General features: G+C 57.3%; 7 protein-coding genes. 2 read left to right on the top strand and 5 right to left on the bottom strand.

Annotated elements, in window-relative coordinates:
- Positions 1 to 5: 5 nt before the first annotated feature.
- Both CO664_RS25120 and CO664_RS25115 read right to left on the bottom strand, forming a co-directional pair.
- Complete coding sequence (locus CO664_RS25120; RefSeq protein ID WP_015341914.1) at positions 6 to 899, bottom strand: MBL fold metallo-hydrolase; 894 nt, start codon at positions 897 to 899, stop codon at positions 6 to 8.
- A gap of 84 nt (positions 900 to 983) precedes the next feature.
- The gene (locus tag CO664_RS25115; RefSeq protein WP_015341915.1) at positions 984 to 3,500 is read right to left on the bottom strand and encodes a HAMP domain-containing methyl-accepting chemotaxis protein; all 2,517 of its coding nucleotides are present in this window, start codon (positions 3,498 to 3,500) and stop codon (positions 984 to 986) included.
- Positions 3,501 to 3,960: 460 nt separating this feature from the next.
- On the opposite strand from CO664_RS25115, the gene CO664_RS25110 reads away from it, so the two are divergent.
- Positions 3,961 to 6,405 carry a glycoside hydrolase family 3 C-terminal domain-containing protein gene (locus CO664_RS25110; protein WP_097527233.1) on the top strand — a complete coding sequence of 815 codons (2,445 nt, stop codon included), beginning with the start codon at positions 3,961 to 3,963 and terminating at the stop codon, positions 6,403 to 6,405.
- A gap of 579 nt (positions 6,406 to 6,984) precedes the next feature.
- A complete protein-coding gene (locus CO664_RS25100) occupies positions 6,985 to 7,242 on the top strand; it encodes a hypothetical protein (protein WP_041678048.1) in 258 nt (85 codons plus the stop codon).
- A gap of 177 nt (positions 7,243 to 7,419) precedes the next feature.
- Here the strand turns inward: CO664_RS25100 and CO664_RS25095 are convergent, their stop codons facing one another.
- From CO664_RS25095 to CO664_RS25080, 3 genes are all read right to left on the bottom strand, one after another.
- On the bottom strand, positions 7,420 to 8,418 hold the full coding sequence (locus CO664_RS25095; RefSeq protein ID WP_097527165.1) for an MBL fold metallo-hydrolase: 999 nt from the start codon (positions 8,416 to 8,418) through the stop codon (positions 7,420 to 7,422).
- Positions 8,419 to 9,033: 615 nt separating this feature from the next.
- Positions 9,034 to 10,899, bottom strand: coding sequence for a TRAP transporter large permease subunit (locus CO664_RS25085; RefSeq protein ID WP_097527167.1), 1,866 nt, complete (start codon positions 10,897 to 10,899; stop codon positions 9,034 to 9,036).
- 9 nt (positions 10,900 to 10,908) lie between these two features.
- On the bottom strand, positions 10,909 to 11,925 hold the full coding sequence (locus tag CO664_RS25080; protein WP_097527168.1) for a TRAP transporter substrate-binding protein: 1,017 nt from the start codon (positions 11,923 to 11,925) through the stop codon (positions 10,909 to 10,911).
- Between the last annotated feature and the right edge of the window lie 114 nt (positions 11,926 to 12,039).

The raw sequence follows: 12,039 nt of genomic DNA, 5'->3' as shown, positions 1-12,039 counted from the left end.
TATTCCTATCTCGAGAGCATCTGCATGGCGGCGGGTACGTAGCGGAAGCCTTCCCCCTCCCGGGCGACGTTGCCGAGCCCGGGCCACGCAAAGTGATAGGACATCACTGGTATGCGGTCTGTCGCGAGCATATCCAGCACCCGTGTGCGCGACCGCGCCGAGAGCTTGGGATCGGTGTCGTACTTGAACTCCATCCACGGGCGTTCCATCAGCAGGATATGATGATGGGTCAGATCGCCGAGGAAGCAGAGCCGATCGTTGCCCGACTGCATGAGGAAGCAGAAGTGGCCCAAGGTGTGGCCTGGAGCGTGCACTGCCTGCACGCCCGGCAGAAACTCCTGACCGTCCACGAAATGCGTTATCCGATCACGGTGTGGAAGAAGGTTCCTCCGGGCATTTTCCACCTGGGCCTTGAAACCGTCATCAAGCTTTCCTCCGTCGGTCCAGTCATCGAAGTCGCTTTCGCTTATGAAGATCTCCGCGTTGGGAAAATTAAGCTTGCCGTCCTGATCGCAAAGTCCGCCGGTGTGGTCGATGTGTGCGTGGGACAACACCACGGCATCGACTTCCAAAGTGTCGATCCCTGCCTCCTGCATGCTCTTCAGCAGGCGACCGGTCGTCGGCCCGAAAATCTTCGACGTCCCCATCCCGGTGTCGAACAGGATGGTCTTTCCGTTGATTTTGACCAGCGGGATGTTCTGCTCGAGGGTCACCGACGAACTGGACAGGAAGTTCCTGTCGAGCATTTCCGTCACCGTGGCTGCGTCGACCCCGAGGAAATTCTCCCGTGGGTCGCCCAATTCCAACGGTCCGTCCGAAAGTACCGTTATTTCGCCGCTTCCGAACTTGAACGGATAGAAATAGGGCAACTTAGTCTGATGCGCTTGGTCATTGAGCACGCCGCTTATCCTCCCAGATTGGCTGCACTATTTGACAGATTGTATGAAAATCTGTCAACACAATAGTGGTGATTGTCTACGAAGTCAGGAAACGATCGAAAGCACGTGACCCCTTGGCCTGCCGATGTTGAACTGTTCGATCTGCTGCATCAGCCGCTGGGTCTCTTTTGTGAGTTCCTGGGTGGCGGCGTGGGCTTGCTCGGCGATGGCAGCGTTTCGCTGGGTGCTGTCATCGATCTCGCCAACGGCCTGGTTCACTTCGATAAGCGAAGCCGCCTGGTCCCTGCTCGCCGCAGCGATAAGCTCAACCCTTTCGGAAATTCCGGCAACATTCGACGATATCGCAATCAGCACCTTGCCCGCCTCGTTCACCAATCGCGATCCCGAGGCGACTTCCTCGCTTGATCTTGCTATGAGTTCCTTGATTTCCTGGGCGGCTAGAGCCGACCGCTGGGCAAGTTCCCTGACTTCCTGGGCCACGACAGCGAAGCCCTGCCCCGCTTCTCCAGCTCTCGCGGCCTCGACACCGGCATTGAGTGCCAGGAGATTGGTCTGGAAGGCAATCTCGTCGATGACGCCGATGATTTGCGAAATGCGCCCGGAAGCCGCTTCTATTCGTCCCATAGCGTCAACCGCGTTCGTGACCACTGAAGCAGACGCATCCGCGGCCTGCTTGGTTTCTTTTACCAGCTGGGCTGCGGCTTGTGCCTGCTCTGTCGAGGAACGCACCGTCGCGGTGAGTTGATGAACAGCGGCCGCGGTCTCCTCCAACGACGCGGCTTGACGCTCGCTGCGGCGGGAGAGATCATCGGCGCCACTGCTGAGGTTGTCTGCATTTTGCCGAATGAGCACGATGTTGCCGCGAAGTTCCGACATCGTCGCCTGCAAACGCAGCAACGAATTGTTGAAGTCCCGTCGCAATTGTTCCAGCCGCCCGGAGAACGGTTGATCGATCGTGCTAGAAACATCACCGTTGGATAACCTCTCCAGCCCAGCGGCAAGACTGTCGACGGCGTCGCCGATCTGTTTGTCGATCTCGGCTTTCTCCGCCTCGTTGTGCCGACGTTCAGCTTCGGAAGCCGATCGTTGACGATCCGCGTCGTTCTCGATCTCGATCTTCCTCGCGGCATTCTCCCTGAAGACACAGAGCGCCCGGGCCATTTCTCCGAGCTCATCAGCGCGCTCAGAACCGCCGATCTCAATGTCAAGGTCCCCTTCCGCCAAACGCCGCATGTCGTCGGTCAACTGGACGACAGGTTTTTTGAAAGTCGCAATCATCCCGAAGCCAGCGAGAAGTGCGACGAGGACGCCAGCAAATGTCGTGATGAGGCCAATGCCATTCGCGTAAGCCGTCTCTTCAATGGCTCTTGCGCGCTGGGCGTCGGCAAACGTCGTGAGGTGGCCCCATATGGTGTTCAACTGGTCTGTCGTTTGCCTATATTGCGCACGCCTCACTTCCGAGATCTCGACGAGCTTCGCACTGTCCTGCGTCATACCCTCTACCGCCGGCGGCACCGTATTCTGGACTGCCTTGAAAAGGTCGAGGTCGGAAGCGGCACTCCAGATGTCCAATATCTCCTTCTTCGTTCTGTCAAAGTTCTGGACGAGCTGCGCACGGTTTTGTTCGGTAGGGTCGGCTATGAAGCGCGCAAGGTTTATCCTGATGAGATAGCTGGAGTCCGAAAGTCTTCGGCTGCCGTCCAAGGCGCTGCTGATCTTCGCCAAATGTTGGTCGAGACCTGCGAACTCGACGATTGCTTTCTTTGTTTGCTGGTTCGCTACCGCGTTAATCGCGACGGAGATTTCCTTGAACGCGGACATTGCGGTGTCGAGGCCTACGGTGTTGTCCGATGAAGCGCCCTGCGACAGAAGTTGTGTTACGCTTTTCACCGCGCCATCGACCGAGCTCGACAGTTTTGTGGCGTCCGATGGCAAGGAAGCCCGCAGATTTCGGGCGCTCCGACGCAACTCGCCCACTTTGCCGCCCAAATATTTGAGTTTCAGCTCGGTCGTTCCGGCGGATTGGTAGCCCGCGGCAAGATCAAGGAAGAAGGTTGCATAGCCTGTCACCCTGTCGGCATCGCGCAACATCGATTTGGCGGCGCCCTCGGACTGCTCGCCGGACTTCCTTAACTCGTCTGCTAGCCTGAGCATTTCATTCTGCGACCAAACCAGCGATTCAGAATGATTGGCGATCGAGCTTATCAGTTTCTCTTCGCTTTCATGGATGCTCCAGAGAGAACCAAAATTGTTCACCACGTCCAGCATAATCGCGTTTGCCGACTGGAGGCCTTCGCTTTCCGCCGTAGCTCCGGCATTCGTCACCAAAGCCTGCAGATGCGATTGCTGCGCGAGCAGGTCAGCCTTCACGCGATCGCGCCTTTCTTCCGACGCCTCGTCGAGAAACTCTCTCATCGAGGCGGAGACGTCACGGAAACCCGAGAGCACCTGCATCACCTGGCTTGAGGTTTCCAGGCGGCTTTGTAGGAGACCCGCGGCGTAGTGCCCCAAAAACCCCACCGCGCAAATACTGATTATGAAAGGCAGTACGAAAATGATTACTTTTGTCTGTAGCCGGAAACGGGACAACAGCCTGTCCATTGTGGTCCATCCTTGTCCATAGGCGGTGAAGAAGCTTCATCAATCGGGATCCGCCTCCGATGGAAGCATCGAATCATCAATGACGACACGAGGCTGCGCGACTGAGGATTGTCTGTCAACAGATTGTCTGATAAAGCATGTTCAGGTTTATCAGATTGTCTCGCGAACTTGCGGAGGAATAACTCCAGAACCGGCACTGCCGCAGCCGGCACAACTTTCACCGCTGACATCGATCAAACCGCGATGTCCTTGTTTTCAGTGGAAAGCGGTGACGGCATCTCGGCCATGTGAAGGCTGCGAACATGTCGTCGTCGTGGTGACGGCGCCTTGGGGAACAAACGGGTCCTTCTCATGGATGGACGGCTCCACGGATGACGGCGACCTCACCAGCTTTCCCAATATGCATAGCGAGATGCCCGATCTGGGAACGGTAAGTGTTGAGATTGAGGAAGCAGAGAAGATGACTGATACGAGAGCATTGCTCGATAATATGACCTTGGCCGAGCAGGTCTCGCTACTTTCCGGCGATACGTTCTGGTCTTTACCGCCCATCGACCGCCTAGGGATAGGGAGATTGCGCTTGACGGACGGCCCCAACGGCGCCCGCGGGGCGGGGTCTTTTGTCGGGGGTGTGACTGCAGCGGCTTTCCCGGTAGGCATTGCCATCGGAGCGAGTTGGAACCCGGACCTAGCCAGGGAAATCGGCAGTGCGCTAGGTGACGAGGTTCTTTCCAAAGGGGCCCATGTCTCGCTGGCGCCGACCGTTAACATCCAGCGCAGCGTCACAAACGGCCGAAACTTTGAGTGTTTCTCTGAGGATCCGATACTGACGGCGGAACTTGCCGTCGGCTATATCGAAGGTCTGCAGTCCAAGAAAGTGGGTGCCACGATAAAACATTTCGCTGGCAACGAGTCCGAGATCGAACGTACAACCATCTCTTCAGATATCGATGAACGCACTCTGCGCGAAGTCTACCTAATACCCTTTGAGGCGGCGGTGAAGCGGGCAAAGGTCTGGGCCGTGATGTCTTCATATAACAAACTAAACGGTACTTACACGGCGGAAAGCCATTGGCTGTTGAACGAGGTACTGCGCGGTGGCTGGGGTTTTAACGGCGTGGTGATGTCGGACTGGTTCGGCTCGCGTTCGACCGCACCCACCGTGAATGCTGGGCTGGATCTGGAGATGCCGGGCCCGACCCGCGACCGCGGCTCCAAGCTTCTGGCGGCGATCGACGCGGGCGAGGTAAGTGTCGAGACCGTCCGCGCCTGTGTGCACAATATCCTGACCCTGATGGAACGCACCGGCGCAATCAACGATCATCGCGAGTTTAAGGAGTACGCCATTAATCGGCCGGAACATAGGGCACTCATCAGGCGCGCGGGAGCGGAAAGCGCAGTTCTGCTACAGAATGACGGCATCCTGCCATTGGCTCAGCAAGGTACGGTCGCCATCATTGGACCCAATGCCAAGATCGCGCAGATTATGGGAGGCGGCTCGGCGCAGTTGAACCCCCACTATGTCGTCAGTCCGTGGCAGGGGCTGGCGGACGCCCTGGGTGAGGAGAACGTGTTCTACGCTCAGGGTTGCAGCAACTATCGGTTTCAGCCGCTGATCGAAAACCCGACAACCTTCGAATTTTTCCAAGGGAGGGAGCTTGCTGGCGAGCCCGTGAAGGTTATCGAGGAACCGTCGAGCCTCGGTGTATGGTTGCCCCCCGTGGCCGGGGGCACCGTCGATCCGCATCGCTTTTCCGCCCGAATGCGCACCGTCTTCACAGCCTCAGAAGCCGGCGTCTATCGCGTCGGCATGACCTCGGCGGGGCTTGGCCGTGTCTATGTGGACGGCAGGCTTGTTGTGGACGCCTGGGCTTCCTGGACACGTGGTACCACATTCTTTGAAGAAGGCTGCGAGGAGGTCGTGGGTGAAATCACGCTCGAAGCCGGCCGTAAATACGAGGTCGTCGCCGAGTACGCCCGGCACGATCACGTCAACCTCTATATCGCCGCAATTCGGGTAGGAATAGGCAGGTTTTCGGCCGAAGCGGAGATTGCCGAGGCGGCAGCCCTCGCCGCGAAGGCTGATCATGCGGTAGTCTTCGTGGGCAGAACGGGCGACTGGGATACCGAGGGCTCCGATCTCCGCGGCATTGCGCTTCCTGGTCTGCAGGACCAGCTTGTTGAGGCGGTAATTGCGGCCAATCCTAACACGATTGTCGTCCTACAAACTGGTGGACCGGTGGAAATGCCCTGGCTTTCCAGTGCTCGTGCAGTACTGCAATGCTGGTATCCCGGCCAGGAAGCTGGCAACGCGATCGCCGATGTGCTCCTCGGCAAGGCCGAGCCCTCGGGCCGACTGGCACAGACCTTCCCCGTGCGCTGGGCTGACAATCCCACACATACCGAGGATGACGCGGTCTATCCAGGCAAGAATGGCCATGTGCGATATGACGAAGGTGTGTTCGTTGGATATCGGCACTACGATCGCCAGGACATTAAGCCACTGTTCCCCTTCGGTCATGGTCTCGGTTATTCAAGCTTTGCGATGTCAGACCTGACGGTAGGGCTGCCGGATGCTGCCGGCGCGGTGACAGTGACACTGGGATTGACCAACGTCAGCGAGCGGCCAGGTTCGGCAGTGGTGCAAATCTATGTCGGCGATGTTGAAGCATCTGTACCCAGACCGGTCAAAGAACTGAAAGCCTTCTCGAAAATCGCCCTGGAACCCGGTGAGAAACGAAGGCTCAGTTTCATTCTTGACGCCCGAACATTTGCCTTCTTCGACACGACCGAGCGGTGCTGGCGGATAGAGACGGGGGAATTTGCAGTTATGGCTGGGTTCTCGGCCACCGACATCCGTTTGAGTGGAACTGTCATGCAAAAGGGCGCTGTCTTAGCGCTCTAATCGTGCAGAGAATCGTGGTGGTTGAGTCCTAAAAAGAGCGCAGTGGCGGTGAAGCTCGGTGAATGAGTGAAAGAATGGCTCAAGACGGGCGATATTGTCATCGACAGGAAGGATACCGACCTTCATAGGCGTCGGAAGCGTTGGCGGACACGTTCGCGACAGCGTCGGTCCTACAATTTTTTTTGATGCCTTTCGCAGTCTCTCGAACTGAGCTCACGCTTGTCGCGAGATCGGAATCGTCAATCGTATCGAGGGCTGCCACATTCTCGTGCAGTTCGGCTCGACCGATCTCCTTCAGGACGTATGTATCGAGCAGAAATTTCAAGCTTAGTCATCCAGCGCGCTGAGATCGGGAGCACCGATCGACACGAGCGATATCGTATCCACCGGTGCGAAGATTGCGGGCAGCAAAGTTGGAACTCGATGGCCCAACCCTGATCATTCCTGGCAATGCGAAATCTTGTTTTCGGACGCGGAGCCACGGACAGACGCCGTCGCTCTGTGCGGAAACTTGAGCCTGCAGCCCTTTCCAGGTATCTATCGGTCGAGAGCGCAAAATTACAGGCACAGGATGCGGCGATGCTGAAAACCGACACCCGCCAAGCAAATTGGCGCCGTGCTAATCCAGCGAAATATGATGCTCATCTTGCTGTACAGCGAGCCGTAAAGGCAGGCGAGCTGGAAAAGCAAACATGTGAGGTCTGCGGGATTGAAACGGTCGACGCCCATCATGATCAATACGACGACCCTTTAAAGGTGCGCTGGTTATGCCGACGGCATCACACAAGGCTTCACCACTACGGCGAGGATATGTTTCCGATCAGGAATGGCCTTTAGGTGCGGTCCGCCGATCGCTCTTGATTTCAGTTGGCGTTCCCGCGAGACTTGATGTCTAGCAACGCGATGAAGGCGCACACTGCTTGTTGCGTAACTTCCGCCATGTGATGATTTCGTTCGACTGCCCTCCGGATAGGATTGACGCGAAGGCATTGCCCTCGCGCCCTCCTCTACCACTCAGTCTAACAGGCTAAGATGTAGTGGCTCAGGAAAATACTCGAAGCCCTCTCCCGCTATGCCAACGTGCCCGTAGCCCGGCCATGGGAAGTGGTAGGACATGAAGGGTATTCTATTGGAGGCCAGCATTTTCAGAATGCGCACACGCGATTGAGCCGACAGTTTGGGATCGGTATCGAACGCAAATTCCATCAAAGGCTTTTCGAACAGAAGCACAGGATGATGAGTGAGGTCGCCGCCATAGCACATCGTCTTTCCTGCTGACTCAATCATAAAGCAGCTATGGCCGAGTGTGTGTCCAGGAGCGCTAATGGCATGAATACCAGGAAGAAACTCTTGTTCGTCCTGGAAAAAAACCATGCGGTCCCGCACGGGTTTGAGGTTGTGGATCGCGGCTTTAACAAGACCGTTGAGATCGCCTCCAAGTTTTTTCTCGTCGGTCCAGAAATCGTAGTCGGTTTGGCTGATGTACACGTGGGCGTTTGGAAACGTTGGTTTCCCGTCGTCGCCCCAGATTCCGCCGACGTGGTCCCAATGAGCATGCGAACAGACGACAGCGTCAATATCTTCCAGCGCAATATTCGCGGCGGCCAAGCAAGACTTGAGACGGCCAGTCGTCGGGCCAAATTGCTTAAGCGATCCCATCCCCGTGTCGAACAAAATCAGCTTGCCACCGATGTTTACGACAGGTGCGTTCTGAGCGAGAACGACCTCATCCGTGGGCAGGAAGCTGTGGTTTAGCATGGATCTTATCTCGTCGGCCGGGACGCCGAGAAAGCTTTGTGTCGGGTCGCCGAGCGGAAGTGGGCCGTCTGATACGATGGTTACCTGGGCGTCCCCAATGGCAAATCGATAAAAGTCCGGAGCTTGTGCCCCGGAAACCGGGCTCGCCCCAGCGTGAGCCGCTACACTGTTCGCACCGAAAACGGCTCCACTCAAAGCAGCTCCCCCTGCCAATAGTAAGTTGCGGCGGTCGATCTCGAAACTTTCATTTCCCATTTCACTCCTCCCCGTTTGTAAAAATGCGTCTGCAGACCGCGCTTGTCTTGCGACGGATTTCGGCTTTGTCTGCATCTGAAAGGTATCAAGTGGCAGGTCTAGGACAATTGAATTGCAAGTCCATTTCAATGAGCATCGCTCAACAAATGATCTTGCTCGGCCCTGCGATTCATCAATCGAAACAACCGGTTTCGGGGTACCGCGTTGCTCCGGCCATCAGATCTCGTTGGCTTTCGGTGAGTTCGAAAGAACTCTTGGCTCCCTGACTGCGGGACGCGGCTCGCATCCGAATATCGGCAAGATTATCGTGGATCGCCTTGGCTGCCTCATTGTCATGTGAGTGGCTCTGCGTCAGGCCGCCAACGGTGTTCATTAAGCGGTCGGAGGATAGATGTTACCTCTTCCCTCGAAGAGCGCACCGCTCCTTGAGGAAGAAGCCACGGAAAACCGCGAGGACGTCACGATCTTCCGGTGGGCGCTACATTTCTTCCCGGGCATATTGCGGAGCCAGCAGCATGCTTCTGAAGCACGTTGCCAGGCCGGCATTCCGCCTTATCCGACATGGTTACGACCGTAGAATGGCCGACTTCTCTACCGGCCGCCTACGGTCGCACGTCATAGGAAGCCGATCGAGATCCAGGGCACCGCTGCGACGATCGCAAGCCCGAGAAGCAGGGCGATCATGTACCCCCACAGCGGCTTTATCCCTTCCACCGGGTTCACACGGCCGATTGCACAGGCGGCATAATAACCGACGCCGAACGGCGGGAGGAACAAGCCCACTCCCATGGCGAGAATGACCACGATCGAATAGTGCACGTCGTGGATCCCTAATCCCTTGGCGATCGGAAATACCAGGGGTGCGAACAGAACCACCGCGGGAATGCCTTCCAGCACGCTACCGAGCACAATGAACGCGACGATCGACACGATCATAAAGATCGGCGCTCCTCCGGGTAGACCCGCCATCGTCTGAACCAGCCCACGCGAAAAACCCGATTGAGTCAGGCACCAGGCCACAGCCGTTGCCGCCGCGATGATGAAAAGGATGGCTCCGGACAAGACCGCCGTTTCCACCAGCATCGGACCCACCCGCTTCCAGTCGAACCGGCGGTAAACGAGGAGGCCCGCCAGCAGCGAGTAGGCAATGCCGATTGTCGAGACTTCCGTGGCGGTAGCAACGCCTTCGACAACCGCTGTACGGATGATAAAAGGCAGGGCCAAAGCCGGAAGCGCAATCAGGAATGTGCGGAAGATCTCCCTGGCTGGCGGCTTGCGAAAACCCGACATGTCCTCGTTGCGATAGCGCCACCAGACGACAACGCAAAGCATCAATCCGCAGACGAAAGCCGGCAGAAGACCGCCTATGAACAGGGCCGAAATCGATACGCTCGTAACCGATCCGATGGTGATCAATACGAGGCTCGGCGGGATCGTCTCCGTCTGCGCACCCGTAGCCGCAAGCAGGGCCACGAGATCGCCCGGTTTTGATCCTCTCGCTTTCATCTCCGGGAACAGTGCCGGGGCGACAGCAGCCATGTCGGCGGTCTTCGAACCCGATATCCCAGATACCAAGTACATTGCCGCTACGAGGACGTAACACAGGCCGCCTCTGACATGTCCGAGCAAGGACGCCAGGAAGTTCAGCATCGCTTTTGCCATGCCCGTAACCTCCATCAGCATACCCAGCAACACGAACAGCGGGACCGCCAGCAGGAGAAGATGCGACATTCCCTCATCAAGCCGACCCGCGATCACGCTTATCGGACGGCTCGTACCCAGGGCCACATAACTGATGGCAGCGAGAGCGAACACGAACGCGATTGGTACGCCGCTCAGCACACCTAGTGCGATGAAGGCTACGAAGAAAAGCACGAGGTTCCAGTTGCCCATCGCCATGATCAACGGTTTCGCCGCAATCGCCAACCCTATCAAGCACGCGGCTACAAGGACCCCGATCAGGAAATCGCTCAGCGTGATGCGCTGAAGGGCATTGGTCACGCCAAGGATAAGCATCAGGCCAAGTCCGATCGGAAGACCAAAAGAACGCCATGCGACCGAAACTTCCATCGCGGGAGTGACGACCGGAACTTCATGAAGAGCGTAGGCCGTGGCCTTGGGCAGAAGAAGCACGCAGACCGAAAGGCAAAAGACAAGTGCAGCCACCTCCAGTCTTGCCCTTACGACGGGCGGCATCGCGTCCGCGATAACGCCCATCCTCATGTGCTGTCCGCGGTGAAAAGCGAGGACCGCGCCCACGATCGAAAGCCAGAGGAACAACATGGAGGCGAGCTCGTCCGACCAGATGAGCGGCTCGCCCCATGCATAGCGGGCGAAGACGCCCGCCGACAGCACGAGTACCTCGACGACAACAAGTGCTGCGGCGATCAATTCAATCAGGCGCACCACGCCCGCTTCAGCTTTCGCCAGGACTGGCCACGCGCCGATCACCGGGGGGCTGACATTTTCAGAAGTAGCCATGTCAACGCCTCAGATCAATTTGCCCGAGGTAGACTCCAGCAACGCCCATGCTTCCTCGCCAAAACGCCCCTTCCAATCGGAGTAGAACGACGAAGCTTGCAGCGTCGCGCGGAACTTGGAAACATCGACGTCGATAAATTCAAGACCCTTGCTCGTCAGCTCTGCCTGGAGTTCGGAATTCAGCTTTTCGACATCAGCGCGTTGCACGAGAGCCGAGCGATTGATCTCGGTGACGACAATGTCACGCAAGTCCTCAGGCAACATCTCGAAGTTGTCCCGATTGGCGAGAATCCAGAAGCCGTCCCACATATGGTTGGTCCGGGAGAGATACTTTTGAACCTCGTACATCTTGGCAAAGTAAATGCCAGCGAGCGGGTTTTCGAGACCGTCGGCGACGTGGGTCTGGAGTGCGGAATAAGTTTCGCCCCATGGAATCGACGTCGGCGCGGCGCCGAGAGACTTGAAAAGCGATGTCCAGAGCGGCGCAGGAGGGACGCGGATCTTGAAGCCCTTGAGGTCCTCGGGCGACTTGATCGGTTTCCCGATCGAGGTCGTCTGCCGAAAGCCGTTGTCCCACATCTTCTCGAAGGCGATCAGGTTGACCTTCTCAAAAGCCGTCCGGATGCTCCGGCCGAGCTCACCATCCACCGACTTCCACACCTGCGCGTAGTCGGGGTAGGCAAATCCTACACCGGTGATGGCCGCCGGCGGGACGAGTGTCGCTGCGATGAGGCCTGTCTGCGCAAGAAGGTCCAGGCCACCTGATCGAAGCTGGCTGAGCATATCAGCATCGGTGCCGAGCTGGCTCGCGGGGAACACTTGAATGCTCACGCGGCCGTCTGTCTGCTGGCTGATCTTGTCGGAAGCCTCGGTCATCCGCGTGTTGAGCGGATGATCAACCGGCATGATGTTGGCGAATTTAAACGAGAATTCAGGCGAACTCGCACGCATGATGCGCGGTGCCGCAAGCGCGGCGGTCATCGCCACGGAACTCATAATAAGGGTACGGCGATTCATTGTGATCATTGGTTCCTCCTCTAACCGTGTTGATCCATGTCGATGTTTTTAGGAGCCTCCAGCGCAGGCGCTCTCCTCGTAAGCGTCCTCAGTTTCTTGCAGGTTGCTTAGACCTTGGACTGA

Source organism: Sinorhizobium sp. NG07B, from assembly GCF_002532005.1.
GTDB classification, from domain to species: Bacteria; Pseudomonadota; Alphaproteobacteria; order Rhizobiales; family Rhizobiaceae; genus Sinorhizobium; species Sinorhizobium fredii_C.
This window is presented reverse-complemented; position numbering and strand designations above follow the sequence as displayed.

Coding starts and splice junctions, on each gene's coding strand:
- CO664_RS25115 (WP_015341915.1), bottom strand. CDS start 3,500: ATGGACAGGCTGTTGTCCCGTTTCCGGCTACAGACAAAAGTAATCATT.
- CO664_RS25110 (WP_097527233.1), top strand. CDS start 3,961: ATGACTGATACGAGAGCATTGCTCGATAATATGACCTTGGCCGAGCAG.
- CO664_RS25080 (WP_097527168.1), bottom strand. CDS start 11,925: ATGATCACAATGAATCGCCGTACCCTTATTATGAGTTCCGTGGCGATG.
- CO664_RS25100 (WP_041678048.1), top strand. CDS start 6,985: ATGCTGAAAACCGACACCCGCCAAGCAAATTGGCGCCGTGCTAATCCA.
- CO664_RS25085 (WP_097527167.1), bottom strand. CDS start 10,899: ATGGCTACTTCTGAAAATGTCAGCCCCCCGGTGATCGGCGCGTGGCCA.
- CO664_RS25095 (WP_097527165.1), bottom strand. CDS start 8,418: ATGGGAAATGAAAGTTTCGAGATCGACCGCCGCAACTTACTATTGGCA.